The following is a 25,709-nucleotide window of genomic DNA, read 5'->3' as shown; positions in this document are numbered from 1 at the left end:
CATGGATAGCCAGATCATGAACGTTCTCGGCGATCGCGTGCTCGAACTCGGGCCGAAGCCTGACGCTGAGGGCCCGTACAAGAATTTCAGGCTGACCCGCGATGGCGACGGCGTCGCCTGGCTCTTGTTCGATCGCGAAGGCACCAGCGCCAACACGCTGTCCGCCGATCTGATCGAGGAGCTCAGCAAGGTGTTGTCCGAGCTGGAAACCGCGCGGCCCACCGGTCTCGTCATCCGCTCTGCCAAAAATCCGGCTTCATCGCCGGCGCCGACGTCAACGCCTTTCGTGGCGCCACCGATGTGGCGGCAGTCGAGGCCGAGATCGGCCGCGCCCATGCCGTGATCGACCGGCTCGAAGCCCTGCGCGTTCCGAGCGTGGCCGTGATCCACGGCTTCTGCCTCGGCGGCGGCCTCGAAGTGGCGCTGGCCTGTCAGATGCGGATCGCGATCGAGGACGCGCGGTTTGGCTTCCCCGAGGTGATGCTCGGCCTGCACCCCGGTCTCGGCGGCACCGTGCGCTTCACGCAGCTTGTCAATCCGATGCAGGCGATGCCGCTGATGCTGACCGGCAAGACCATCGACGCCCGCCGCGCAAAATCGCTCGGGCTGGTCGATGCCGTGACGCAGGAGCGGCATGTCTTGAATGCCGTGAGGGACGCGGTGTCCGGCCGCTTAAAGCGCGCGAAGCCCGGGCCGCTGAATAATCTGCTCAGCCTCGGCTTCGCCCGGGGCTTCCTCGCCTCGCGCATGCGCCGCGAGGCCGGCAAGGCGGCGCGCGAGGAGCATTATCCCGCGCCCTATGCGCTGATCGATCTCTGGGAAAGGCACGGCGGCGACCGGCGGGCGATGCTGAATGCGGAGAAAGCATCTTTCGCCAGACTGATGGTGACGCCGACCGCGCAGAACCTGATCCGCGTGTTCTTCCTGCGCGAGCAGATGAAGAAGCTCGCGGGATCCGGCAACAGGATCGAGCATGTTCACGTCATCGGCGCCGGCGCCATGGGTGGCGACATCGCCGCCTGGTGCGCCGGCCAGGATTTGCGGGTGACGCTCGCCGACATGAAGCCGGAGCCGATCGCAGGGGCGATCAAGCGCGCCGCCGATCTCTACGGCAAGATCCTGCGCAAGCGGACTGCCGTGCGCGATGCGCTGGACCGGCTGATGCCGGACATGCAGGCCGAGGGCGTCCGCAACGCCGATCTCATCATCGAGGCGGTGCCGGAAAAGCTGGAGCTGAAGCAGAAGGTCTATGCCGACCTCGAACCGAAGATGAAGCCCGGCGCAATCCTCGCCACCAACACGTCGAGCATTCCGCTGCAGGACCTGCGCACCACGCTGCAAAAACCCGAGCGGCTTCTCGGGCTGCACTTCTTCAATCCGGTATCGCGGCTGCAGCTCGTCGAAGTCGTCAGCCATGACGGCACCGACGCGCAACTCTTGAGGGAAGCGCTCGCCTTCGTCGGCGCCATCGACCGGTTGCCGCTGCCCGTAAAGTCGTCGCCCGGCTTCCTCGTCAACCGCGCGCTGACGCCCTACATGCTGGAAGCGATGCTGATGCTGGACGAGAAGATCGATAAGACGGTCATCGACGCCGCCGCGAAAAAATTCGGCATGCCGATGGGGCCGATCGAACTCGCCGACCAGGTCGGCCTCGACATCTGTCTCGACGTCGGCGACATGCTGCGCTCGAAGTTCGGTGACGCGCTTCCGCCGACGCCGGCCTGGTTGCGTGAGAAGGTCGCCAGAGGCGAACTCGGCCGTAAGTCGGGCAAGGGCTTTTACACCTGGAAGGGCGACAAGGCCGATACCTCATCAGGCCTGCCCGCGACATCGGAACCCTCGGCGGAAATGATCGACAGGCTGATCCTGCCGATGTCGAATGTCTGTGTCGCCTGCTTGCGCGAAGCCATCGTCGACGATGCCGACGCGGTCGACGGCGCCGTCATCTTCGGCACCGGCTACGCGCCGTTCCGCGGCGGTCCCCTGAACTATGCACGAACCCGAGGGATTGAGAACGTGGTCTCGACGCTGCGGGCGCTTACGGAAAAATTCGGTGGAAGATTTGCGCCGGATGCTGGTTGGGAGAATTTCAAGTGAACGAACCCCGTCTGCATGCGCCGGTCTCGACCGAGAGCGAGACCCGCGGTGATCTCTGCATTCGCACCCTGGCGATGCCGGCCGACACCAACGCCAATGGCGACATCTTCGGCGGCTGGCTCTTGAGCCAGATGGATATCGGCGGCGGCGTGTTCGCTTCCAAGATCGCGAAATCGCGCACGGTGACGGTCGCGATCGAGGCGATGAATTTCCGCAAGGCCGTCTATGTCGGCGACCTCGTTTCAGTCTACGCCAATCTGGTGCGGGTCGGGCGTACCTCGATCACGGTGCATCTCGAAGCCTGGGTCGTGCGCCGCAAGGAGTTGCAACAGATCCTGGTGACCGACGGCAACTTCACCTACGTCTCGATCGACGACAACGGCCGTCCGCAGCCGGTCAGTCCGGACGGCGTCATCAAGACCTAAATCTTACGGGCAGGGACGCTCGTAGCCGTCACGGCCGATGAAGGTGCCGCGGCGCGGGTCATAAGTCTGCGAGCGCATGCAGCGCGGCGTGTCGTCGTAGTACCGGGGCGGCGGCGGTGCGTACTGCGCCTGGACGCCGCAATAGCGCGGCGAAACTTCCTGCCACCCGCCGGGCTGCTCCACGTAGCAGCCGCCCTGATACCAGCGATAGCCGCCGGGCCGTGGCTCGCCCTGGGCGCCGATCGCAGCACCCGTCGTCGCCCCGACGATCGCGCCAACCGCTGCACCGCGGCCGCCACCGAGCGCGCCGCCGACAATCGCGCCCGCCGCGCCGCCGAACAGTGCGCCGCCGAGCGTGCTTTCCTGCGCCGCCGCCTCCTGGAGCGGCGCGCAAGCGGCAAGGGCGACCAGCATCGAGAGCGCGAATTTCGGTATCATGTCAGTTCTCCGGCCATTTGAACGATTCGCTAGCGTGTTCCGGACCAGCTTTGGCATAGGTTGGCCTTGCGGCGCAACGGCGGAAGCAGGAACAATTGCCCGTACAACCCGTTGTAGGCCCGGAATAAATCTGAGGCTGGGCCATGTCGGACACCTACATCATCGAAGTCGGCTCGCAGCCGGCAGGGATTATCGTGCGCGCTCCCGGCGGCTATCAGTTCTTCGCCGCCTCGCACCGTTTCAACCAGTTGGAAGGACAGATATTTCGCAACGCGCGCGAGGCCGAGCGTGCGGCCAACCGTCTCGTCAGTGGGATGACGCTGGCGGCGTAACCGCCAGCGCCGGTCTTCCGGCGGTCAGAGCTTGGTGGCCGACCGCGACAGCAGCTTCCAGTCCGAGCCCTGTTTCTGCCAGTTCATCAGGATGTGCAGGTTCTGCGGCGTCTTCTTGCCGTCGGTGAACTCCTGCTCGCCGACGAAGTTGAAGCGCACGATGGCCGCCGGGCCGACGACACGGATCGTGGGGTTCTTGTATTCAAGCGAGGTCCATTTGTATTTCGCATTCTTGACCCCGGCCAGCAGTGCCGCCTTGTCGTCGACAGATCCGCTGGAGTGGCTGTAGCTGAGTTCTTCCGCGCAGAGCGGGGCGATCCCCTCGGCATTGCCGGCCGCCTGCGCTGCACGAAAAGCTTCGACGTTCTTCGCGATGGCATCCTCGTCCGCGCCGGCAAAAGCGGGGACCACGCTCATGAATCCAACCCCAAGCCCAAGTGCGAGTACGGGCAAGGCGAACTGACGGCGATCGATCTTCATGGTTTCCTCCATTCGTTTCTGGTTGTGATAACAGTGTTACAGCCACAAATTGCTTTATCGAGCCGCCGGGCACATGTGCGGCTCGCACGGCTTCGGGCGGCGGTCGCCTTAACCAGGATCTGTTGTTTCGCCCTGCCAAACGCCTTTGCGGCCGATCTCCCTCGTTGACCGCGCTCCTAATCAGCCGCACCATAACGGCATCTTTGTGCCCAAGTCTGTTCTTCAGGGGTGCTGCCATGGCCGGATTGTCCCATCGTCAGACTGAAATCCTCAACATTGCCCGCGCCTTTGGCCGGGTGATGGTGGAAGATCTCGCCAAGCGGTTTGAGGTTTCGGCGCAGACCATCCGAAAAGACCTCAACGACCTCTGCGACCAGCGCTCGCTGACGCGCATCCATGGCGGCGCCATTATTGCCTCCGGCGTGGAGAACCTCGCCTATGAGGCGCGGCGCTTCGTGGCGGCAGAGGAAAAGCGGGCGATCGGCGTGGCCGCTGCATCGCGGATTCCGAACGGCTGCTCGCTGTTCATCAACATTGGCACCACGACGGAAGAAGTCGCGAGCGCGCTGACCTCGCATGAGGATTTGTTGGTGATCACCAACAACCTCAACGTCGCGATGCTTTTGTACCGGCATCCGCGTATCGAGGTGATCGTGGCGGGCGGCGCTGTGCGCCGTGCCGACGGCGCGGTGATCGGCTCGACCGCGATCAGCCTGATCGGCCAGTTCAAGGTCGACTACGCCATCATCGGGGCGTCTGCGATCGACGAGGAGGGCGCGCTCTTGGATTTCGACTATCGCGAAGTGCAGGCGGCGCAAGCGATCATTGCCAACGCCCGCAGCGTCATGCTGGTCGCGGATTCGACAAAACTCCGTCGCAGCGCGCCGGTGCGCATCGCCCATCTCAGTCAGATCCAGACCTTTGTGACTGACGCGCCGTTGCCGGCGGGTCTTGCCAGTATCTGCAGCCATCGCGGCATCGAGGTGGTTCAGGCGATGGACAAGCTGGCGGCGGATATCGACGATCCTGCTACTGAGCCTGCCGCGGCCACGACCGCCGCGCCTATCCGCTTGCGCTAGTTTCTGGCCGCGGCGCGCCGTCGCCGCTGTTTTTCGCGATTGCCGCACCCGATCATGCTGCACCATTGCCGGCGCTGGCTCTTGCTCGTGTCGAGGTAGTAGACATCGCAATCAGCGGCAGCGCATTTTCGGATTCTCGTGCGCTCCTCATCGACGAGTAGAGATTCGATCGCCAGCGCGCAGGCATGCAGCGGAATTTCGGGTGTCCGTGGCGAACACCAGCGGTATCTGACCAATCCTGCCGACCGCGAACCGACCAGCGCTCGGGCAGCGTGGGCGGCCTTGATCGCGGCAGAGAGGGCATCCAGGTCCGGCTGCCGCGTCGGCCGTCCAGAGACTTTCGCTGCCAGGATGTCGTGAAGGTGCTCGCGAAGCCTGCGCGCGCCTTTCACGATGCGACCGGGCGCCAGACCACGCAGCCGCAGCAGCGGCTTAACAATCGGTGGCTCGATAAGTCCAGCCAATTCAGCGAACCGTACCAGGTCATGGTAAGTCGCAAGATTTTCGATCGGCTCGTCAGAGGGCCGCTCATCCAGCGTATTCACGAAATCGAGGGCTGGATGTCCGCCACTCCATTCGAAACCATCGCCGCGGTTGTTCATCTCGTCCTTGTTCGGTGGCTCGTTCTGGCGTAACCACTAAAATGCGTTATTCAGGTTATCATCCCTGCGGTCTTGATGGAAGTAGATCATGTCCGAGTTGGCCGCCGATCGGCGCGTGCCCGGGAATTACGTTCGCGGGGCTCTCCACGGACTCGCGGCCGTAAGTATCTGGTCGGGTTGGATTGTTGTGGCTCGGCTCGGGCTAAAGACGAGCCTTACGCCGTGGGACATCGCGGCGCTTCGTTTCGGCGTGGCCGGCGTGCTCCTGCTGCCTTATGTGCTGCAGAAGGGTCTCGCGTTCGAACGCTTGGGCTTGATCGGATTGGCGGCAATCGTGCTTGGCGGTGGCGCTCCCGTGCTGCTCGCCAACGCCGGTCTGCTGTTCGCCCCTGCGGCCCATGCCGGTGCCCTGTTTCCCGGAGTGATGCCGCTGGCGGTTGCCGTTCTGGCTGCGGCCTTCCTGCGCGAGGCGTTCACGGGCGCGAAAAAGATCGGCTTCGCGCTGATCGTGATGGGCATCGCCGGCATCGCATGGGGCACGGCCGGGGCGGTCGATCCGAAGCAGACAACGGGACACGCGCTGTTCCTTGCCTCCGCGTTTGCCTGGGCCTGCTACACGGTGGCGATGCGGCGGGCGCGGCTTGATGGATTGCATGCGGCAGGCATCGCCGCGGTCGGTGCCTTGATGCTCTATGTCCCCGTCTACTTTCTTGCGGAGGGCGCAAGCCTTGGCAGGGCGTCTTTGGGTGACGTTGCTCTTCAGGCATTTGTGCAGGGCGTTCTGACGGCGATTGTTTCTCTGGTTTTGTACGGGCGTGCGGTCAGACTGCTCGGCGCTTCGAGCGGGGCCGCCTTCGCCGCACTATGTCCGGCCATGACGGCGGTGATGGCCATACCTGTTCTCGGCGAATGGCCTGCGATGCTGGACTGGATTGCTATCGCGTCGATCTCGGCCGGCGTTTACGTCGTGAGCGGCGGACCGCTGCCGCGCCGGGCCTACTCGGATTCTGCGTAGGCAGCATCTGCAGCCACCGCGGCATCGAGGTGGATTCCGGCGGCGAGCCCGCTTCGACCGTGGTGCGGCTGAAGTAGCGCGCGATTATCCGGGCGAGCCGAGCAGCGATCTCGTTTTCAGGAACTCCCGACACTTGGCGAGGCCGGGCCAAACGACAAGAGAAGCCTGTGCATGGGGTGAGAAAGCCTGGTGCAGGTTCAGCACCTCCGCATGCATTCCCGGGTAGGGGCCCGGTCCCGGACGCAGGATCGCATCCAGCGCGCCACTTAAGAGGTTCGTGACATCATCGGTCGAGGTTATCAGAACATAGTCCGGCGACCGTTCTGTGTTCGCAAGTTTCGCCAACAGGCCATGCGGGTCGTCTGTCAAGTTCGGAGAGACACCAAGCCGCAACGCCTTTGTCGGCAATGTGCGCGCGACAGCATCCGCAGCCGCCGACATGCGCTCGAAGGCATCGCTGATGGTGGGCAGCATTGCCTCGCCATGGCCGGTGAGCGTGAGGCCGCGGGGCATGCGCTGAAACAGAGGAATCCCCAGGATCTGCTCCAGATGCTTGATCTGCTGGCTGACGGCGCCCGGCGTTACCGAAAGCTCCTGCGCAGCCAGTTTGAAGCTGAGATGACGGCCGGCAGCCTCGAAGGCTCGCAGTCCGTTGAGCGGAGGCAGTCTGTAGCTCACCAGGATTCCATCCATAGGCGTTAGGCGCGCGCAGATTAGAAAATCTAACTCAACTGTCCAGGAAAAATGGTTTGTGCGCGACGAGTGCAGCGGTGCACGAGATGGTTGTTCGATGACAGGAGAAACCTAATGCACATCCGACGCATCAATGCCGAAACAGTAACCGTGCCGACGACTGGCTACAGCCAGGCGCTAGAGGTCAGCGGTCACACGCGTCTGCTTTTTGTAAGTGGCCAGATCCCGCTTGACGTCGACGGCACCGTCCCTGAGGGCTTTGAAGCGCAGTGCAGGCTCGCCTGGCGAAACGTCGAGGCTCAGCTCAAGGCAGCCGGCATGACCCTCGACAATCTGGTCATGCACCGGACCTACCTTGCCGACCGGCGCTACGCCCTCGTCAATCGCTCCGTGCGAAACGAGGTACTTGGTGGACGGGAAACAGCGCTGACGGTGGTTATCGCTGGCATCTTCGACGAGGCGTGGCTTCTCGAAGTCGAGGCCGTGGCTGCGGGCTGATACCGAAACCATGCGCCTCGGTCTGAGCCCGTGGTACGGGCCTGTGCCGGGCCAAACCTGAACTTACCCTCAAGTAGGGAGCCCGGTTCCCCGCTTTCGCCTTGCTTTCGTTTTTCTTTGTGATTAACTCCCATCCGAAAGCAAAATCGCCGAAGTGAAGAGGCGATCGCCGGGGAAGCGTTTCGTTGGATCGGATATTTGACCTCGCCATTATCGGAGGCGGCATCAACGGCTGCGGCATCGCGCGCGATGCCGCAGGCCGGGGCAATTCCGTTTTCCTTTGTGAAATGAACGACTTGGCGAGCGGAACGTCGTCCTGGTCGACCAAGCTGGTGCATGGGGGCTTACGCTACCTCGAATATTACGAGTTCCGCCTGGTCCGCGAGGCGCTAATCGAGCGCGAAGTCCTGTGGCAGATCGCGCCTCACATTATCAGACCCTTGCGTTTCGTTTTGCCGCACCACGCTGGCTTGCGGCCGGCCTGGCTGCTTAGGCTAGGGTTGTTCCTGTACGACCATATCGGTGGCCGTCATCTCCTGCCGCCGACGCGCTCGGTCGATCTGGTCCATGACGAGGTGGGCAAACCCTTGATCGCCAACCGTTACAAGCGCGGTTTCGAATATTCCGATTGCTTCGTCGATGACGCGCGCCTGGTCGTGCTCACCGCACGCGACGCAGCCGATCGCGGCGCCGAAATCCACACCCGCTCGCGCGCGGTCGAGATCCGGCAGGTCGACGGCATCTGGCAGGTCACCGTAGAGAACACGATCAGCGGCGAGCGCACCACCATCCAGGCGCGCGCGCTGGTCAATGCCGGCGGCCCGTGGGTCGAGCAGGTGCTGTCGTCGGGTTCAGGCGTCAACGCGCGAGCAAAGGTGCGGCTGGTGCAGGGCTCCCACATCGTGGTGCGCAAGCTATATGAGCACGACCGCGCCTACATGTTCCAGAATGCCGACGGCCGCATCATCTTCGTCATCCCCTACCAGGACGACTTTACGCTGATCGGCACCACTGATCGCGACTACGACGGCGACCCGGCCAAGGTGAAAGCCAGCCCTGAGGAGATTCAATATCTCTGCGCCTCCGCCAGTGAGTATCTGAAGAAGCCGGTGCTGCCCGCGGATGTGGTCTGGACTTATTCCGGCGTCCGCCCGCTCTATGATGACGGCGCCAGCGAGGCCAGGGCCGCGACCCGCGATTACGTGTTCGAACTCGATACGCCCGGCGGTGCGCCGCTGTTGTCGATCTACGGCGGCAAGATCACAACCTATCGGCGGCTCGCCGAAGAGGCGCTGGAACGGCTTTCGCCATATTTGAGCAGCGACAAAGCGAAAGAGGGCTGGACAGGCAAGGCGCCACTGCCTGGCGGCAACATGGATGTTTCCGCGGTCGCTGCGCTGACGGCGGAACTGACGCGGAAGTATCCGTTCCTCACCTCGGCGCATGCTGGCCGGCTCGCGCATGCCTATGGCACGCGTGCGACAAAATTGCTCGGCAATGCGAAATCATTGGCCGATCTAGGCCAGGCGTTTGGCGCTACCTTGACCGAAAGCGAGGTCCGGTACCTGATTTCGACCGAGTGGGCTTGCAGCGCCGAAGACGTGGTGTGGCGAAGGTCTAAACTCGGCTTGCGGCTGTCGGCCGATGAAATCGCCGTGCTTGACGAATGGATCAAGGCCAACAGCGCCGCCTCCGGTGAACGTACCTTGCGCGAAGCGGGAGGGCGGACATGAGCGTCACGCTCGAACACGTCACGCGAACCGTGGATGGCATGGCGACCATTCGCGACGTCTCGCTGATGCTGGAGCGCGGCACGCTGAGCGTGCTGCTCGGGCCGACGTTGTCGGGCAAGACCTCGATCATGCGGCTGCTCGCCGGTCTCGACAAGCCGTCAACCGGCCGGGTGCTGGTCGACGGCAACGACGTCACCGGCGCCGACGTGCGGCAGCGCTCGGTTGCGATGGTCTATCAGCAATTCATCAATTATCCCTCGCTGACGGTCTACGAGAACATCGCCTCGCCCCTGCGCGTGCAGGGCCGGCCGCGCGAGGAGATCGACCGGCGCGTGCAGGAGGCGGCAAAACTCCTCAGGCTCGAGCCTTTTCTGAAGCGCACGCCGCTGCAATTGTCCGGCGGCCAACAGCAGCGCACCGCGATCGCGCGTGCGCTGGTCAAGGGCGCCGACCTCGTGCTGCTCGATGAGCCACTCGCCAATCTCGATTACAAGCTCCGCGAGGAGCTGCGCACCGAACTGCCGCGCATCTTCGAGGCGTCGGGTGCGATCTTCGTCTATGCCACGACTGAGCCCTCGGAGGCGCTGCTGCTCGGCGGCAACACGGTGTGCATGTGGGAAGGCCAGGTGCTTCAGGCCGGCAATACATCGCAAGTCTATCGCCGTCCCGATACGCTGCGGGTCGCACAGGTATTCTCAGATCCGCCGCTCAACATCGTCGGTATAGAGAAGAAGAACGGGCAGGTCGCATATGCCGGTGGCATCCAGGCGCCGGCCACCGGGCTCTATGCGCAGCTTTCCGACGGCCCCTACCGCGTCGGCTTTCGCGCCCACCAGCTCGAAGTGGCGAACGGCATCGCCGGTCGCCACGCGTTTCACGCCACCGTCACCGTGACCGAGATCACCGGCTCGGAAAGTTTCGTGCATCTCAACCGCGACGCTTCCAACTGGGTTGCGGTGCTGCCGGGCGTGCATGAATATGAGCCCGGCCAGACGCTCGATGCCGTGCTCGATCCCGACAATGTTTTCGTGTTCGACGCCGCCGATCGCCTGGTCGCAGCGCCAGCCATCGCGTTTTCAAGCGAAATGCATAGCGTTTCGCAAGGAGAGAACGCATCAAAAGCCAAGAGCATGTGAGGGAGATGCGATATGGCACGCATTGACCTCGTCGATCTCGCGCATTCCTACGGCGGCAATGACGCTGCGCCCGAATCCTTTGCGTTGAAGCCGGTGACCATGACCTGGCGGCAGGGCGGGGCCTACGCGCTGCTCGGCCCCTCTGGCTGCGGCAAGACCACGCTGCTCAATCTGATCTCCGGCATCGTCACGCCCTCGCGCGGAAAAATCCTGTTCGACGGCGCCGATATCACGCCGCTGTCAACCCAGAAGCGCAACATCGCGCAGGTGTTCCAGTTTCCGGTGATCTACGACACGATGACGGTCGGGCAGAACCTCGCATTCCCACTGCAGAACCGCGGCGTGCCGAAGGCCGAGGTCGAGGCGCGGGTGAGGCAGATCGCCGATCTCCTCGATCTGACGTTCTATCTCGACCGCAAGGCGACGCGCCTGACCGCGGACGCCAAGCAGAAGATTTCGCTCGGCCGCGGCCTCGTCCGTTCCGATGTTGCCGCCGTACTATTCGACGAGCCGCTGACGGTGATCGATCCTGAATTGAAGTGGCAGTTGCGCTCGAAGTTGAAGGCGCTGCATCGCGAGCTCGATCTCACGATGATCTACGTCACCCATGACCAGACCGAGGCGCTGACTTTTGCCGATACGGTGGTGGTCATGCATGACGGCCGCGTGGTGCAGAGCGGCACGCCGGCCGAACTGTTTGACAAGCCCGCGCATACATTCGTGGGTTACTTCATCGGCTCGCCCGGCATGAACATTGTGCCGGCTGTCGTGAGCGGGCATGAGGCGCGGATCGACGGCCACATCATCGGCCTGCACCGCAATTACGGCGTGCTGCCGGCGGGTGCGAAAATCGAAATCGGCGTGCGCCCGGAGTTCGTCAATATTGCCGCTCCCGCGTCAGGCCTGTTATCGGCCGCGATCGAACGGATCGACGATCTTGGTCGCGCCCGCTTTGCCCGCGTTCGCATCGGCGACGCCAAGTTTGCCGCGCGCGTGCCGCCCGGATTCTCCGTGCCCGACAACATGGTCGGGCTGGTGTTCGATCCCGCGCATGTTCACGTCTATGCCGACAGCCGTCTGGTCGAGGGGGTTGCCTGATGGACAAGATCGTCAACCAAAAAGCCTGGTTCCTGGTGCTACCGGTATTCGCGGTGGTCGCGTTCTCCGCGATTCTGCCGCTGATGACGGTGGTGAACTATTCGATGCAGGACACGTTCGGCAACAACCAGTTCTTCTGGAACGGCGTCGGCTGGTTCAAGGAGCTGCTCGATCCCTCGACCGATCTCGGCGGCCGCTTTCTGGCTTCGCTCGGCCGCAATCTCTTGTTCTCCGCCATCATCCTGGCGATCGAGGTGCCGCTCGGCATCGTGGTGGCGCTGTCGATGCCGCGCGAGGGCTGGACCGTTGCCGTATGTCTTGTGATCCTCGCTTTGCCGCTGCTCATTCCGTGGAACGTGGTCGGCACGATCTGGCAGATTTTCGGCCGGCCCGATATCGGCCTGCTCGGCTATACGCTCAACAGCCTCGGCTTCGACTATAACTACGTTTCCAACGAGTTCGATGCCTGGGCGACCGTCATCGTGATGGACGTGTGGCACTGGACCAGCCTCGTCGCGCTGCTGTGCTATGCCGGGCTGAAGTCGATCCCGGACGCGTATTACCAGGCGGCTCAGATCGACGGCGCCTCGCGCTGGGCGGTGTTCAAGGCGATCCAATTGCCGAAAATGAACCGCGTGCTGCTGATCGCCGTGCTGCTGCGCTTCATGGACAGTTTCATGATCTACACCGAGCCGTTCGTGGTGACCGGCGGCGGTCCGGGCAACTCGACCACCTTCGTTTCGATCGAACTGGTCAAGATCGCGCTCGGGCAGTTCGACCTCGGCAAGGCTGCCGCTCTCTCGCTCGTCTACAATTTGATCATCCTGATCGTGTGCTGGGTATTCTACACCGTCATGACCAATGTCGGGACCGAGCGTCCCGCCAAGCAGGGAGGCGCGTGATGCATTCGATTCCCGGCCGCCGCCTCATCATCTCGCTGTTTTTGATTTTCCTGCTGTTGCCGATCTACTGGCTCGTCAACATGAGCTTCAAGACCAATGCCGAGATCGTCACCACGATGACGCTTTGGCCGCACCAGCCTACGCTGGAAAACTACAGGCGCATCTTCACCGATGAGAGCTGGTATTCCGGCTACATCAACTCGCTGACATACGTGATCATCAACACCGTGATCTCGATCGCGGTGGCGCTGCCGGCCGCCTATGGCTTCTCGCGCTACCGCTTCCTCGGCGACAAGCATCTGTTCTTCTGGCTGTTGTCGAACCGCATGGCGCCGGCCGCGGTGTTCGCGCTGCCGTTCTTCAATCTCTACTCGGCGATCAATCTGTTCGATACGCCATGGGCGGTCGCGCTGGCGCACTGCATCTTCAATGTGCCGCTCGCGGTCTGGATTCTCGAAGGCTTCGTCTCGGGCGTGCCGCGCGAGATCGACGAGACCGCATTCCTCGACGGCTATTCGTTCCCGCGCTTCTTCGTCAAGATCCTGGTGCCGCTGATCGCGAGCGGTATCGGCGTCGCCGCATTCTTCTGCTTCATGTTCTCCTGGGTCGAATTGCTGCTGGCGCGTACCTTGACGTCGGTCAACGCCAAACCGATCTCCGCGATCATGACCCGCACGGTCTCAGCCGCGGGCATGGATTGGGGGCTACTGGCGGCGGCCGGCGTGCTCACCATCATCCCCGGTGCCTTGGTGATCTGGTTCGTCCGCAACTACATCGCGCGCGGTTTTGCGCTGGGCAGGGTGTAGCCATGGAAAACATCGCATGGATGGCCTGGACGCTGCCGACTGCGATCTTCTTCGTGATGCTGGCGCTGACGCTCGGCGTGATGACATGGCTTGGGATCGCCTATCCCGAAGCCGAGCGCGTCGGCATCCTGCGCATTCCGACCACGCGCGGCGACCGGCTGTTCATTTCGCTGGTGCTTGCCGCCGTTATCCATCTGTTGTGGATCGCCTTTGCCGGCACCGACCCGATCGCGACGCTGCCGATCGGGGAGGGCGTCGAGATTTCGAGCCTGTGGCTCGCAACCCTGATTTCGCTCGTTTCGGCCGTTGCGATCTTTCGCACGGTCTGAAACGGCGGAAAAAGACAGATCCGGGATCAACCCGGGCCTGAATATGTGTTTGTCGCTGCAACCGGAGGATCCAACATGCGACGCTTGAGAGGAAGAAACGGTCCCTTGACCAAGGAGAGCTTTCTGACGATGACCAGCGCGGCTGCGCTGATCGCCGCATCCGTGACCATTGCCGCACCTGCGCGGGCGGACGACGCCGTCAATCAAAGGTGGATCGACAGCGAGTTCCAGCCCTCGACGCTGTCGAAGGCGGACCAGATGAAGGAGCTGCAATGGTTCGCCAAGGCCGCCGAGCCCTTCAAGGGCATGGAAATCAACGTCGTGTCGGAAACAATCACGACGCATGAGTATGAAGCGCGCACGCTGGCGAAAGCCTTCACCGAGATCACCGGGATCAAGGTCAAGCACGACCTGATCCAGGAAGGCGACGTCGTCGAAAAGCTGCAGACCCAGATGCAGTCCGGCAAGAACGTCTATGACGGCTGGATCAACGATTCGGACCTGATCGGCACCCACGTCCGCTACGGCCAGACCGTGATCCTGTCGGACTACATGACCGGCGAGGGCAAGGACGTCACCAACCCGCAGCTCGACGTCAATGACTTCATCGGCAAATCCTTCACCACGGGCCCGGACGGCAAGCTCTATCAGTTGCCCGACCAGCAGTTCGCGAACCTGTATTGGTTCCGTTACGACTGGTTCTCCAATCCGGAATACAAGGCCAAGTTCAAGGCCAAGTATGGCTACGAGCTCGGCGTTCCCGTGAACTGGTCGGCCTATGAAGACATCGCCGAGTTCTTCACCAACGACATCAAGGAGATCAACGGCGTCAAGGTCTATGGCCACATGGACTATGGCAAGAAGGATCCTTCGCTCGGCTGGCGTTTCACCGACGCCTGGCTGTCGATGGCCGGTAACGGCGACAAGGGCATCCCGAACGGCCTGCCGGTCGACGAATGGGGCATCCGCATGGAAGGCTGCCGTCCGGTCGGCTCGTCGGTTGAGCGCGGCGGCGACACCAACGGCCCGGCGGCGGTCTATTCGATCACCAAATACCTCGACTGGATGAAGAAGTATGCTCCGCCCCAGGCGCAAGGCATGACCTTCTCCGAAGCAGGTCCAGTGCCGGCGCAGGGCAACATCGCCCAGCAGATCTTCTGGTACACCGCCTTCACCGCCGACATGGTGAAGCCGGGTATTGCGGTCGTGAACGCGGACGGCACGCCGAAGTGGCGCATGGCGCCTTCGCCGCACGGCTCGTACTGGAAAGAGGGCATGAAGCTCGGCTACCAGGACGCCGGCTCTGCGACACTGCTGAAGTCGACGCCGCCCGATCGCCGCAAGGCGGCCTGGCTCTATCTGCAGTTCATCAACTCCAAGACGGTCAGCTTGAAGAAGAGCCATGTCGGCCTCACGTTCGTGCGTGAATCCGACATCTGGGACAAGTCGTTCACCGAGCGCGCGCCGAAGCTCGGCGGCCTGATCGAGTTCTACCGCTCGCCCGCGCGCGTGCAGTGGACCCCGACCGGCAACAACGTACCTGACTATCCGAAGCTCGCGCAATTGTGGTGGCAGAACATCGGCGACGCGTCGTCCGGTGCGAAGACGCCGCAAGCCGCGATGGATGCGCTGGCCGCAGCCCAGGACTCGGTGCTCGAACGCCTCGAGAAGAGTGGCGTGCAGAAGGAGTGCGGGCCGAAGCTGAACAAGAAGGAGACCGCCGAGTTCTGGTTCGCCAAGGCCGAGAAAGACAAGACCATCGCGCCACAGCGCAAGCTGGCGAACGAGAAGCCGAAGGGCGAGACGGTCGACTACGACGCGCTGATCAAGTCGTGGCCGGCGACGCCGCCGAAGCGGGCGGAGGCGAAGTAAGCTTCGTGCGTTACGAGTGATGCAGACGAAAGGCCGGGAGCGATCCCGGCCTTTTTCCCGTTCGCTGTCGACGCTTTTTTACTCCGTCGTCATCGTCCGCGAAGGCGGACGATCCAGTACGCAGCGGCCTCTCGGTTCTATCGCTGACGCCGGCGGTTACTGGATGCCCCGCCTTCGCGGGGCATGACGACTCATTGTGGTGGATCAAATCACTCCGCCGCTTGCGCCGTCGCCAGCGTCGGATAATCCGTGTATCCCTTGGCGCCGCCGCCGTAGAACGTCGCCTTGTCCCACTCATTCAGCGGCGCGCCCTTCTTCAGCCGCTCGACCAGATCGGGATTCGAGATGAACGGCTTGCCGAATGCGATCAGGTCGGCGGCGCCGGCTTCGAGCACTTTCGTCGCGAGGTCGAAGTCGTAGCCGTTGTTGGCGACATAGGCTCCGCCAAAGCGCTTGCGCAAGGACGCGTAATCGAACGGCGCGATATCGCGCGGGCCGCCGGTCGCGCCTTCGATGACGTGGATGTAGCTCAGCTTCAGCGCGCCGAGTCCATCCACGATATGATCGAACAGCGGCTGCGGATTGCTATCGGACACATCGTTGGCCGGCGTTACCGGCGAGATGCGGATGCCGGTGCGCTCGGGGCCTGCGATCGCGGCCACCGCCTGCGACACTTCCAGCATCAGCTTTGCGCGGTTCTCGATTCCTCCGCCGTAAGCATCGGTGCGCTTGTTGGTGCCGTCCTTGGCGAACTGGTCGAGCAGGTAGCCGTTGGCGCCGTGGATCTCGACGCCGTCAAAGCCGGCAGCCAGCGCGTTCTCGGTGCCGCGCTTGAAGTCGTCGATGATTCCTGGAATTTCCGATAGCTCCAGCGCGCGCGGTTCGGATATCTCGGTGAAGATGCCGTTCACAAATGTCTTGCCCTTGGCGTGGATCGCCGACGGCGCCACCGGCTTGCCGCCGCCGGGCTGCAGCGTGGTGTGCGAGATGCGGCCGACATGCCAGATCTGGATGAAGATGCGCCCGCCTTTTTCATGCACGCGGTCCGTGACCTTGCGCCAGCCTTCGACCTGCTCCTTCGAATAGATGCCGGGCGTATCCTGATAACCCTGGCCCTGCTGCGAAACCTGGCTCGCTTCGGTGATGAGCAATCCGGCGGAGGCGCGCTGGCCGTAATAGTCGACCGCGAGCGGGCTTGGCACCATGCCGGGCGGTACCGCGCGGTTGCGGGTCAGCGGAGCCATCACGAGGCGGTTCGGCAATGTAGTCGGGCCAAGCTTGAAGGGCTCGAACAGTCTGGTCTGGCTCATGTCGAGGATGTCCGAATGGATGATGATAAAGAAGAGTTGGGCATTACGGGCAGTTTCGCAATGCCAGAGCCATTCGGCTCGCGCAGACGAGCTGCGCACGGTACCGGCCGCGCCGGTGTCGAGCCGTACCGTTTGCGCGCCGGCGTAGGATAATCGTTTCGAAATCGGCATCGGCGCAGCATAGGCAATCTCCCTACGGTGCCGGATCACAGTGGTTCAGGCTTCCTTCATCATGCTGTGGTGCGCCGCAAATCCCATGCGTCGATTGTCCAGCTCCGCGACGGGTCCGGTGGAGTCCACCTGCAGCAGCTCGAACGTCAGGCATTCGCAACCGATCGAGCGAAGCACCTGGCTGGCAGCCTTCTGGGCGCTGTTGCCAAAACTCTGGTGATCCATCTGAATTTCCAGGCGGGACTTTCGGCTGCACACCGCTTTCGCAACCGATTGCAGGCGGATGAATATCTCGTCCCGGTAGTTCTGGGTGCTTTCGAAAGCGGCCCTGGGATCGACGATTTTTGTCCGGACGACGTAGACGAGGTTGACCGCAAAGCGGTCGGCGGACACCGCGCCTTGCGTGAACCGAAACACTTCGGAGCGCAAATCGATCCGCGCCAATTGGCGGCTGCCGGCCCGGATCCGGTGCCGGCCGGGCATCAGGGCCTTTTCAAAACGCCCGTTCCGGTAGAGCAGCACAGTTTCGAACTGCTGCACGCAGACCCGATCGAAGCCGAGCAGCGCCATGACGCCTTTCCTGAACAGCGTCGAAATCCAGCTCCATGCGCCGGCGATTAGAACGATTACAATCAAAGAAAAAACGATAGAGCCCAGAAGTTCACCCACTTTTATCCTTCCCTGCCGCGTTTTTATCTCGTTGGCGGATACCGCGATATCAGCTCTTCTCTTGGCTCTTCCTGCGTCGAAAATAAGTCATTGCTATCTGAAGTAGAATGATTAATCGAAAAAAGATCCGGACTCTTCCCCGCCATTTCGATTTCCGATCGGCGCATCATGACGCCGGATTGCCGGCCTTTCCCCGTCGTCCCTGCGAAAGCATGCGTTCGCAGGGACCCATAGCCACTGCTCGTCGTTGTCGGCGGGATAGCGGCTCTAGCTCCGCGTCACAACTTGCATTCGTGGTTATGGGTCCCTGCGTTCGCAGGGACGACGTGGGGCGCGTTTCCAATTCAATTTTTCAAACAGCGACGAGGGTGCGCATCTGCATTCTCGCGGCGCATTGCACCCGAGGCTTGCATCTTCTGTTGTCCCTCTTGAAGTACAGAGGGCGCAGGGAAGACCGGGTGCTTGCTGCACCCGCGGTCTCGTGTGCAGGTGCGCATAAAGAACACGCACACGAGCATACAGGTGCAGCGGGAGCATCCCGGCCTTCCCTGCGCAATGGCTTTACGGCTTACTTCGTGCTCTTCCCGGAGAACGGCTCTTTTGCCTCCGTCGCTGCGCAAATATTTCACGCAGCTTAACGCCAGCACCGCGACGCCAGAACCACACGACTTGACGTCAATGGCGTTTTTCCCGGAGATTTTGGAGGTTTTCGCTGGCCGGGCCCGGCTGGGCCCTAGATCATGAACGATGAAGTTCTGCCCACGATGCGACAACTGCCGGTGGGTTTGTGAAAACCATCCAGACCGGCCTTGGCAAGGTCCTGCGGCTGCGGCGGGGCCGGCGCCCCTTGCCCGGTGTGCAATCAAGTCGATCCGACCGATCCTGAAGCCGTGCCCGAAATGCCCGACGATTTCATTTCGAAGCGCAAAAGGTGACAGATCGCGGGCTGTGGATACAGCCGAACAACTTGCCCATCAGTCGATGAACAGGACTACGCTTTCCCAGCGGGTCGATCATGACCGTCGGCGGCTGCAGGTCGGGGAATGCTGATGGCAAAACAGGACAACAAGCGCGTCGATGAAATCTATAAGAAGCTCACGAGCGGGCGCGGCGCGCGTCCGGGCGAGTGGAGCATCGAGCGGCACGCCTTCGCGCAGAAGATCGCCCACGTCGAAGAAGCCTGCCAGTCGGTGCTAGAGGCGATCCGCAAAATAGATGAAGCCAAATTCGGCGATGACTTAGGACTGATCGAGCGCGAGCTTCGGCGGGAGTTCAAGTTTCTGGGCACACTAGAGGGCTATGACTGATACCCGGCGCCGTTTGCGGAGCTTGCTGCCGGTTCAGCGCCCGGCACGAACATGGGCACAGGTCGAGACGTCGCACGCCAGCGATCGAGGAATGCGCCGAAATGTGAGCGCGTCTCCCTTTCATTCTCCAAGCACTCGATGAGACTTTGAAGAGATGCATTGTGGCCCGCCGGATCGATCCTGCCGCTTAGGAGCGCCCAACGAACGTACAAAACGAAAAGGTTGAGACAGTCGCCTTCGCAGTACGCGCGCACGTTGTCGATCTCGCCGCGCCGGACCATCGCCTCGACCTCTGATCCATGGCCTCCGATCTTGCCGGGAAGTCCGAGAGCTAGTGCTACATCGTCCAAGCTCATCGACGAACACGCCTTATAATCCGAGAGTTGCTCCATCAAGTCACAATGCCAGTCAGGAGCAAAGCGCTGCATGTAGTTGTCCCACTTCGAACCTCGCTGGTACCAGCTATGCGCCGAGATGCCGTAGATCATCGCGCGAGCACGAAGCACTGGAAGGTCGAAACCTTTGCCGTTCCAAGTAATCACTCGCGGCGCCCGCTCGGCGAAGTACCGCCAAAATTTCGAGAGAAGGCGCTGTTCGTCCCAATCTGCATCACCGCCAGATCGGCAACACTCAACCGCGTAGCTCACTGGAAGTCCCTTATCGTATTCGATACGCGCCTCAACGAAGGAGATCGCGACGATCCGATGCCAGATAGGCTTAGGCGGAAACTTTCCCTCATCCCATTCGGGAATAAGCGTGCGGTCTGGGATTGTCTCGATATCCAAACAAATAATGCGATCGTGTTCCATGATTTTTTCCTTGGTAGGCGCGCGACGGCGCTCCCTGAATGGGAGCTAGAAGCAAGCTAAGAAGAGGGCTGTCAGAACGGGATGTCGCCGTCTTCAAGGGTTCGAGGCGATGGGACGTCGCCGTCGCCAATTTTCGGAAGCTGCCTGCCGTTTACAAAGACATCGTATCTGCGGTCGGAAGGAGCGAACAATGGAGGCGTTTCTCCGACATAGATGTGCACTCGCCGCGATTGCGTGCCAAGCGGCTCGATCGACAGATGGACGAGATAGGAAGATCGGTAGTTGGCAGTCTGCCATCTCACGTCTTCATAGCTATGCTCTTCGACTGAGCATTCCCAGAACAGGTGGCCGCCCCCAAGTAGCGCAAGGCGGTGCTCCGCGAGACGCTCCAAACGGGCGGCCATGTCGTCCGCAGTCTTAAGGCGATCGAGCTGGAGCCGAAGGGAATGACTTTCATCATCGAAGACGAACGCGTTTTGTTTCCGAAATTTCTCGGCGGCTTCTTCGAAGTCCTCCAGAAACTTTCGCGCATCGTCGTCCCGAACCTTGGCATTCAGGTGCCACTTGAAGCATTCGGTGCCTTCAACAAGATCATGCAGGCGCGATGCATCGAGCTTGCGTAGCAGGATGGTTCCCGGCTCCGGGTCGTCTCCCTTGTCGGTTTCCTGTGACACTGGAGGATGACGAAAGTACTCCTCCGTCACCTGCAGCTTGTTCACCACCCGCTGGAGCGTCTCCAGCTTCACCTCCTCGCCGCGGTCGATCTTCGACAAGGTCTTCCGATCAACCTGCGTCTTCTCCTTCGCGTCCATTTTCGTCATCCCTTTCGTTTTCAGCAGCTCCGAGAGGGCGCCGGGGCGTGGGTGTACTTTGATCTTAGCCATCTGGACCTCCGATGCGGAGAGTTATGGTCCCAAAAATGCGGAAAAAATAGCGGAATTATCTGGGGATTTTGTGAGGCTCGCTGCGGAATTTTCATGACAGGGGGAATTATGCGCCGCGCGCGTGGTCGGGCGGCTCCCGGTTGCAAGCTTGGCGTCTATCGTGATTGTTTGCGGCCCCGCCAACCTTGCCCCGACGAAATGAATTCCAAGCGCCGCGCGGGAGGTCAGCTTTCCGTTATTGGACTGGCCGCATAGCCCTCAGAGGCTTGCTGCGCTTGATCTCTTGGGATGCGCGACACAAATCGCGCATCAGTAGCCTTTTGTGCTGCGAACTACGCCGACCACCGGTCGCGACAAGCCAAGCTCTGCCTCAAGGCTGGCGATCGCGCTGCGCATTTCGTCGGCGGTGCCGTAGGTGACACTCTTGCCCTCGTATTGAAACCGAGCGCGCGCCGCTCCAATCCGCGCGCTTCAGCTCGGCGAGTTGAGCCTGCAGCTCGGCGATGTCGGCCATGGTTAGGCGCCCGCGTTCGTGACGAGGCCGCGGTGCTCGATGGCGCCCACACCATGATCAAGTCTGACCTGCGCCGCTCTGCTACCCTACCGACGTAACGCCTACGATGATCGAAAGCTATAGGCAAAGGCAGGCGTTGCGATAATCAAAAGCCGCTTCGCAACAGATGGCGATAACCTTGCTCCGTCATCCATCTGGCACGCGAGAGGTGGCTTTCGAACGCCAGCCGCGCGCGGTCGGCCTCGTTATCTGGGTCGATGCGCAGCACGATCCGAGAGATATCACGCCAGTCCGCGCCTTGTTGATCAGCATCAAGCAAGCGCATGTACGTGATCATGTGCTGCTCGTCATACTCGGTGAGGGCTGGTGCGGCTGGGGTTTCTCCGCGTCCGAAAAAGAGCCGTGCCAGTGCAAGAAGGTTGCGACCCAAATGCCCAAAACTATGAACAGCAATCCCGGCTCTGTGAAGCTCAACAATCTGGCCGTACTGGACCGCCAGACACGAATGACGTAGGCTTAAAAGATTAGGTCTCCGGGGGAGGCGAAAATGTTAGAGGATGCTGCTGTTCGGTTATTTGACGATCCCATCACTGTTTTTGTGGTTGCCGTACTGATTGTCTCCATCTTCCTGCAGATCCGAGAGACAAGACGTCTGCGTAAGAGAATGAACGAGCTTACGTACGAGGTGAGCGAGCTAAAGATGCTCATCATGACTAGCTGATCGTCGTCAATATCCGCTGCACCTGAGAGAGCATTTGCCCTTACCGCGCGCTGTCTGGCGGCTTGTAACGGCGCGTGCCGCAGGCGTGGCGATGATCAGGAGCCGCTTCGCAACAGATGGCGATAACCTTGCTCCGTCATCCATCTGGCACGCGAGAGATGGCTTTCGAACGCACGCCGCGCGCGGTCGGCCGCAGTGTCTGGGTCGATGTGCAGCACAATCCGAGAGACATCACGCCAGTCAGCGCCTTGTTGATCAGCATCAAGCACGCGCATGTACGTGATCATGTGCTCCTCGTCGTACATGGTGAGCGTCGGACCGGCAGGAGCTAGATCAGCGACTTGCGGATTGAGTTGCGGCTCTTTCATACGGGCCCTCGCTTTTTGCCTAAACGCGTGAGAAAGGATAGCTATTCCCAATGACGCACAACGTATGCCGCCACCGCTGGCTGATCCTCGTATTCGACATGAGTAGGAGACGGATATCGGTGCTACGCGACGCTTGTAAAGAGAGCACCTACTGCCGCGTCAGTGCTTCCGCGCGGCATCGATACTGCCTGCACTTGCTCTCTTCCTTTACTCGCCGCGCGGCCCCCGCACGTACACTTATCCGTTCGTACAATGAGGACTTAACGTTGAGCCGACGCACAGTTGGAATGCCCGAGGCCGATGAATTGAAAGACTTGACGAGGTTGTTAGCGAGCCTATGGGAAGCCGCGCAACGCCTTCCTGAGAGATCAGAGCGGCAGGATGCGTTCAGACAGATTGGTAGCTTCCAAAGGCGGGTGGCGGCATTTATTTCACGCGCCCCTTAGGCTCTCAGGGATGTCGTGTCGGTCTCTGCGGTGGCTACCGATCCAACTCGCACCGGAAGATTGCGATTTGGAAGTTGGCGAACTTAATAAGACTGGCATTATGCCATTGGGTTTTCCATGCCGTCTAAAATTGGGCGGGTGGTACAATGCTTGGGCCGATGAGCCGATTTTGATTTTTCCGACGCACTGGAGGATCTGGCGCGCGCCAACAAGTTGGTAAGTTGATTTTTGCGGACGCGCGCCTTCTTGAAGAAGTGGAACCACGTTATGAGGACAGCGCTTTGTTTCGCTTTATTGCTCATTCCCACACTTGCACTAGCTCAAGGTGCAAAACCGGCAAAGCGGCCGACCGTCGGCGCGAAGCCGCTCGTTCAGGTAAAGCCTAGGGCGCCCGTTGGTTGCAAGCTCGTCGGAACGGTCAAAGGAACGAAGCTCTGGGCGGGCGAATGCACGGAGATCCCGGCGCTAAGAACAGGTACGCCTGCCGAAGAATCTAGTCCGACACCGGTCCCCGACACGGCGGGCGGGGCCACTCCTAAGGATCAGCAGTAACGCTGCTATCATGTGCAATCTCTACAGCATCACCACCAACCAAGAAGCCATCCGAGCCCTCTTCCGCGTGATGAACCGCTACGTCGGCAACCTTGCCCCGATGCCGGGCGTGTTTCCTGATTATCCGGCACCAGTCATCCGCAATGCTGGCACTGAGCGCGAGTTGATCCTGATGCGTTGGGGTATGCCGCCGCCACCACGCAACGGCGGGCCGCCGGTAACCAATATCCGCAACACGTCGTCGCCGCATTGGCGAGGATGGCTGAAGCCGGAAAGCCGTTGCCTAGTGCCATTCAACAGCTTCGCCGAATACGCGCCGGAGCCGAACCCTGAGACCAAGAAAAAGGACGTCGTTTGGTTCGCAATCGACGACGATCGGCCGCTAACCTGCTTTGCGGGCATCTGGACCGAGTTCAAGGGCGATCGTGGCACGAAATCGAAGCCGGTACCGGGACCGCACAACGTGTACGGCTTTCTCACAACATCGCCTAACGCTATCGTTGAGCCGATCCATCCCAAGGCGATGCCGGTGATCCTGACGACCGATGAAGAGCGCGACGTCTGGATGCGCGCCCCATGGGATGAAGCTAAGTCGTTACAGCGGCCATTGCCGGACGATGCGCTCAGGGTCGTCATGCGTGGGGCGGACAAGGAGGATCGCGCGGCGGCAGCATGACACGTCCGAACATCGCCGTCATCGGTCCCATAAATACATTTGCAGGCAGGTCAAAAGGCTCACATAGCTCGGATCGCCGCCGATACCCTCCAGCGGAATGCATTGCGCCTTGCTGGAGGCCGAGAATTTGGGCCACTGGCTCACCAATTCTTGCCGAGCCCTGTTTTCATCGCTCACACAGTTCTTGAGGGACTGATCGACTGAAGGGCCGGTCGTTGCCGCCACGTCAAGTTTGCAGCTTCGGGAGATGTCGAACGCAGGTACTCCATCGGCCGCTGCGACGACAAGATGAGTTCCCACGACAATCGCAGAAATCGAAATCGGCATAGTCCCCTCCCTTGGCGTTGACGGGGCAGCGCTTCGTCGCCGCCCCTACGCAGGATAATTGACATCGTTCCTAATGCGGTCCAGCCGAACTGGCCGGGAGCGTGAAGAGGATTGGCGTTAGCCCTTCATGATGTCGCCAAAATGGAAATCAGAACGCAGGCGACCAGAGCCACGCTCAAAATGACCGTCACGATCCCGGCTACTTCGATAATGGAAGTCCGTCTTAGGTGAAATGCCATGCGCCATCGTTGGCGGCAGACGAGCGATGGCGTTGATATGGATCAACCATTCTGGCACCCCCTCGCAACGGTCAATAACCCAGCGATGTCATCGACTTGAGGAAGTGCGAACATTGCACGGACGAGGGCGGCCTGCTCACCCCCGTCCTGCGCGGCGTTCATCAGCCATCGTGACCGTCGCGGTTGGGACGGGCGGCACACCCTGCGCGAGCGAGGTGGCCGCGCTGACGTGCTGCCGGGCATCAGGTTTCCCGGCTGGGCGTGTTCTGTGAATAGAGGTGGCGCGAGGGCGGACAATGCTCGAAACGCCCTCGCGCCTCGCGCAATGCCGGGGAAGATGCAGGCAGCAGCCCCCGGCAGCACGATCTGTCACCGCCGCGCGCCGATGATGTTGAAAGCATGCTCAGGCGAAGTGCCCGAGGGGTTAGCGCGCGGTCGTTGGACCAAAGTAAGCCCGAGCACCGCCTGAACTGTCGTGTCGCCCCTGAAGTCGAGCACCTCACCCTTACTTTCGGCGGCCCAGATCAGCGCACACTCGCTGCGCTCGATCAGCAGCGCATCGGCCATGATCTGCGCTTCCTTCTCCTCGCGCTGCTGCTCATTGAGGGCATGCTTGTCGTCCGCAACCTCATCGATGCCTGCATTATTGATCTTCTGCATCATTCGCTCGGGGCCACAGCCAGCACATGACCCCAAGTGCATCGATGGTTTGGCTGAAGGCCAGCGCAGGCGTGTCGAGCCGCGCACCAATGACGACGACGTTACTGTCGGAAAACCGTTGCCTAGTGCCGTTCAATAGCTTCGCTGAGTATGCGCCGGAGCCGAACCCTGAGACGAAGAAAAAGGACGTAGTCTGGTTCGCGCTCAATGATGACCGGCCGCTGACCTGCTTCGCGGGCATCTGGACCGAGTTCAAGGGCGATCGTGGCACGAAATCGAAGCCGGTCCCGGGGCCACATCTGGTTTATGGATTTCTCACCACCTCGTCGAACGCCATCGTCGAACCGATCCACTCGAAAGCCATGCCGGTCATCTTGCTCACTGAAGAGGAGCGCGACATTTGGATGCGTGCGCCGTGGGATGAAGCTAAGGCGCTGCAGCGGCCGTTGCCGGACGATGCGATCAGGATCGTCGCCCGTGGCGCCGACAAGGAAGACAATGTGTATGCCTGCGTAATGAGA

Annotated in this window: 27 protein-coding genes and 3 pseudogenes; 16 read left to right on the top strand and 14 right to left on the bottom strand. The window is 61.4% G+C overall.

Going from position 1 to position 25,709, the window contains the following annotated elements:
• Position 1: 1 nt before the first annotated feature.
• Positions 2-2,097: pseudogene (locus ACFXS9_RS27075) on the top strand (3-hydroxyacyl-CoA dehydrogenase NAD-binding domain-containing protein).
• A 74-nt stretch (positions 2,098-2,171) separates the two neighbouring features.
• Positions 2,172-2,522: an acyl-CoA thioesterase gene (locus ACFXS9_RS27070; protein WP_141686447.1), complete on the top strand. Its 351-nt coding sequence runs from the start codon at positions 2,172-2,174 to the stop codon at positions 2,520-2,522.
• Between the two features lie 138 nt (positions 2,523-2,660).
• Here the strand turns inward: ACFXS9_RS27070 and ACFXS9_RS27065 are convergent.
• Positions 2,661-2,960: pseudogene (locus tag ACFXS9_RS27065) on the bottom strand (glycine zipper domain-containing protein); the annotation flags it as partial.
• Between the two features lie 143 nt (positions 2,961-3,103).
• Between ACFXS9_RS27065 and ACFXS9_RS27060 the strand changes: the two are divergent.
• Positions 3,104-3,292: a hypothetical protein gene (locus tag ACFXS9_RS27060; RefSeq protein WP_392693938.1), complete on the top strand. Its 189-nt coding sequence runs from the start codon at positions 3,104-3,106 to the stop codon at positions 3,290-3,292.
• 24 nt (positions 3,293-3,316) lie between these two features.
• On the opposite strand, the gene ACFXS9_RS27055 is transcribed toward ACFXS9_RS27060, so the two are convergent.
• Positions 3,317-3,772, bottom strand: coding sequence for a nuclear transport factor 2 family protein (locus ACFXS9_RS27055; protein WP_392693935.1), 456 nt, complete (start codon positions 3,770-3,772; stop codon positions 3,317-3,319).
• Positions 3,773-4,008: 236 nt separating this feature from the next.
• On the opposite strand from ACFXS9_RS27055, the gene ACFXS9_RS27050 reads away from it, so the two are divergent.
• The gene (locus ACFXS9_RS27050) at positions 4,009-4,851 is read left to right on the top strand and encodes a DeoR/GlpR family DNA-binding transcription regulator (protein ID WP_392693932.1); all 843 of its coding nucleotides are present in this window, start codon (positions 4,009-4,011) and stop codon (positions 4,849-4,851) included.
• Here ACFXS9_RS27050 and ACFXS9_RS27045 read toward each other — a convergent pair.
• Positions 4,848-5,453, bottom strand: a complete 606-nt coding sequence (locus ACFXS9_RS27045; RefSeq protein ID WP_392693930.1) for a CGNR zinc finger domain-containing protein — start codon at positions 5,451-5,453, stop codon at positions 4,848-4,850. The genes ACFXS9_RS27050 and ACFXS9_RS27045 overlap by 4 nt on opposite strands.
• Before the next feature lie 88 nt (positions 5,454-5,541).
• Between ACFXS9_RS27045 and ACFXS9_RS27040 the strand changes: the two genes are divergently transcribed.
• Positions 5,542-6,468, top strand: coding sequence for a DMT family transporter (locus ACFXS9_RS27040; protein ID WP_392693927.1), 927 nt, complete (start codon positions 5,542-5,544; stop codon positions 6,466-6,468).
• An 84-nt stretch (positions 6,469-6,552) separates the two neighbouring features.
• Here the strand turns inward: ACFXS9_RS27040 and ACFXS9_RS27035 are convergent, their stop codons facing one another.
• Complete coding sequence (locus ACFXS9_RS27035; RefSeq protein WP_392693925.1) at positions 6,553-7,146, bottom strand: LysR family transcriptional regulator; 594 nt, start codon at positions 7,144-7,146, stop codon at positions 6,553-6,555.
• A 129-nt stretch (positions 7,147-7,275) separates the two neighbouring features.
• Between ACFXS9_RS27035 and ACFXS9_RS27030 the strand changes: the two genes are divergently transcribed.
• The 8 genes from ACFXS9_RS27030 to ACFXS9_RS26995 all read left to right on the top strand — a co-directional run bounded on the left by ACFXS9_RS27030 (position 7,276) and on the right by ACFXS9_RS26995 (position 15,535).
• The gene (locus tag ACFXS9_RS27030; protein WP_392693922.1) at positions 7,276-7,659 is read left to right on the top strand and encodes a RidA family protein; all 384 of its coding nucleotides are present in this window, start codon (positions 7,276-7,278) and stop codon (positions 7,657-7,659) included.
• Positions 7,660-7,844: 185 nt separating this feature from the next.
• On the top strand, positions 7,845-9,392 hold the full coding sequence (glpD, locus tag ACFXS9_RS27025) for a glycerol-3-phosphate dehydrogenase (RefSeq protein WP_392693919.1): 1,548 nt from the start codon (positions 7,845-7,847) through the stop codon (positions 9,390-9,392).
• Positions 9,389-10,528 (top strand): ABC transporter ATP-binding protein, encoded by a 1,140-nt coding sequence (locus ACFXS9_RS27020; RefSeq protein WP_392693917.1) that lies wholly within the window; start codon positions 9,389-9,391, stop codon positions 10,526-10,528. The genes glpD and ACFXS9_RS27020 overlap by 4 nt, the downstream gene beginning before the upstream one ends.
• Before the next feature lie 12 nt (positions 10,529-10,540).
• A complete protein-coding gene (locus ACFXS9_RS27015; RefSeq protein ID WP_213287831.1) occupies positions 10,541-11,626 on the top strand; it encodes an ABC transporter ATP-binding protein in 1,086 nt (361 codons plus the stop codon).
• Entirely contained in the window at positions 11,626-12,528 is a 903-nt protein-coding gene (locus ACFXS9_RS27010) for a carbohydrate ABC transporter permease (protein WP_392693914.1), read from the top strand. Before ACFXS9_RS27015 ends, ACFXS9_RS27010 begins: the two co-directional genes overlap by 1 nt.
• Positions 12,528-13,334, top strand: a complete 807-nt coding sequence (locus ACFXS9_RS27005) for a carbohydrate ABC transporter permease (protein ID WP_334369965.1) — start codon at positions 12,528-12,530, stop codon at positions 13,332-13,334. Before ACFXS9_RS27010 ends, ACFXS9_RS27005 begins: the two co-directional genes overlap by 1 nt.
• A 2-nt stretch (positions 13,335-13,336) precedes the next feature.
• The gene (locus tag ACFXS9_RS27000) at positions 13,337-13,663 is read left to right on the top strand and encodes a DUF2160 domain-containing protein (protein WP_392693912.1); all 327 of its coding nucleotides are present in this window, start codon (positions 13,337-13,339) and stop codon (positions 13,661-13,663) included.
• Positions 13,664-13,792: 129 nt separating this feature from the next.
• Positions 13,793-15,535 carry an ABC transporter substrate-binding protein gene (locus ACFXS9_RS26995; protein ID WP_392700037.1) on the top strand — a complete coding sequence of 581 codons (1,743 nt, stop codon included), beginning with the start codon at positions 13,793-13,795 and terminating at the stop codon, positions 15,533-15,535.
• A 209-nt stretch (positions 15,536-15,744) separates the two neighbouring features.
• Here ACFXS9_RS26995 and ACFXS9_RS26990 read toward each other — a convergent pair whose 3' ends face one another.
• Positions 15,745-16,845 (bottom strand): alkene reductase, encoded by a 1,101-nt coding sequence (locus ACFXS9_RS26990; protein WP_392700035.1) that lies wholly within the window; start codon positions 16,843-16,845, stop codon positions 15,745-15,747.
• A 216-nt stretch (positions 16,846-17,061) separates the two neighbouring features.
• The gene (locus ACFXS9_RS26985) at positions 17,062-17,685 is read right to left on the bottom strand and encodes an SPFH domain-containing protein (RefSeq protein WP_392693910.1); all 624 of its coding nucleotides are present in this window, start codon (positions 17,683-17,685) and stop codon (positions 17,062-17,064) included.
• Between the two features lie 1,043 nt (positions 17,686-18,728).
• Between ACFXS9_RS26985 and ACFXS9_RS26980 the strand changes: the two genes are divergently transcribed.
• Complete coding sequence (locus tag ACFXS9_RS26980; protein WP_392693907.1) at positions 18,729-18,992, top strand: hypothetical protein; 264 nt, start codon at positions 18,729-18,731, stop codon at positions 18,990-18,992.
• Here the strand turns inward: ACFXS9_RS26980 and ACFXS9_RS26975 are convergent.
• The 5 genes from ACFXS9_RS26975 to ACFXS9_RS26955 form a co-directional block, all read right to left on the bottom strand.
• Positions 18,983-19,801 (bottom strand): 3'-5' exonuclease, encoded by an 819-nt coding sequence (locus tag ACFXS9_RS26975; RefSeq protein ID WP_392693905.1) that lies wholly within the window; start codon positions 19,799-19,801, stop codon positions 18,983-18,985. The genes ACFXS9_RS26980 and ACFXS9_RS26975 overlap by 10 nt on opposite strands.
• A 71-nt stretch (positions 19,802-19,872) precedes the next feature.
• Positions 19,873-20,685 carry a helix-turn-helix domain-containing protein gene (locus tag ACFXS9_RS26970; protein ID WP_392693902.1) on the bottom strand — a complete coding sequence of 271 codons (813 nt, stop codon included), beginning with the start codon at positions 20,683-20,685 and terminating at the stop codon, positions 19,873-19,875.
• 309 nt (positions 20,686-20,994) lie between these two features.
• Positions 20,995-21,147 carry a phage head-tail joining protein gene (locus ACFXS9_RS26965; RefSeq protein WP_392700033.1) on the bottom strand — a complete coding sequence of 51 codons (153 nt, stop codon included), beginning with the start codon at positions 21,145-21,147 and terminating at the stop codon, positions 20,995-20,997.
• Between the two features lie 197 nt (positions 21,148-21,344).
• Positions 21,345-21,608, bottom strand: coding sequence for a DNA -binding domain-containing protein (locus ACFXS9_RS26960; RefSeq protein WP_392700031.1), 264 nt, complete (start codon positions 21,606-21,608; stop codon positions 21,345-21,347).
• Between the two features lie 407 nt (positions 21,609-22,015).
• Complete coding sequence (locus ACFXS9_RS26955) at positions 22,016-22,327, bottom strand: DNA -binding domain-containing protein (protein WP_392700029.1); 312 nt, start codon at positions 22,325-22,327, stop codon at positions 22,016-22,018.
• Between the two features lie 969 nt (positions 22,328-23,296).
• Here ACFXS9_RS26955 and ACFXS9_RS26950 point away from each other — a divergent pair.
• Positions 23,297-23,962 (top strand): SOS response-associated peptidase, encoded by a 666-nt coding sequence (locus ACFXS9_RS26950; protein ID WP_392693899.1) that lies wholly within the window; start codon positions 23,297-23,299, stop codon positions 23,960-23,962.
• An 18-nt stretch (positions 23,963-23,980) separates the two neighbouring features.
• Here ACFXS9_RS26950 and ACFXS9_RS26945 read toward each other — a convergent pair whose 3' ends face one another.
• From ACFXS9_RS26945 to ACFXS9_RS26935, 3 genes are all read right to left on the bottom strand, one after another.
• On the bottom strand, positions 23,981-24,289 hold the full coding sequence (locus ACFXS9_RS26945) for a hypothetical protein (protein ID WP_392693897.1): 309 nt from the start codon (positions 24,287-24,289) through the stop codon (positions 23,981-23,983).
• A 117-nt stretch (positions 24,290-24,406) separates the two neighbouring features.
• Positions 24,407-24,574 carry a hypothetical protein gene (locus ACFXS9_RS26940; protein ID WP_392693895.1) on the bottom strand — a complete coding sequence of 56 codons (168 nt, stop codon included), beginning with the start codon at positions 24,572-24,574 and terminating at the stop codon, positions 24,407-24,409.
• Positions 24,575-24,897: 323 nt separating this feature from the next.
• Positions 24,898-25,191 (bottom strand): hypothetical protein, encoded by a 294-nt coding sequence (locus ACFXS9_RS26935; RefSeq protein ID WP_392693892.1) that lies wholly within the window; start codon positions 25,189-25,191, stop codon positions 24,898-24,900.
• A 41-nt stretch (positions 25,192-25,232) separates the two neighbouring features.
• Between ACFXS9_RS26935 and ACFXS9_RS26930 the strand changes: the two are divergent.
• Positions 25,233-25,691, top strand: a pseudogene (locus ACFXS9_RS26930) (SOS response-associated peptidase family protein); the annotation flags it as partial.
• Positions 25,692-25,709 lie beyond the last annotated feature (18 nt).

It is taken from the genome of Bradyrhizobium sp. RDI18, from assembly GCF_043203335.1.
Taxonomy (GTDB): domain Bacteria; phylum Pseudomonadota; class Alphaproteobacteria; order Rhizobiales; family Xanthobacteraceae; genus Bradyrhizobium; species Bradyrhizobium retamae.
This window is presented reverse-complemented; position numbering and strand designations above follow the sequence as displayed.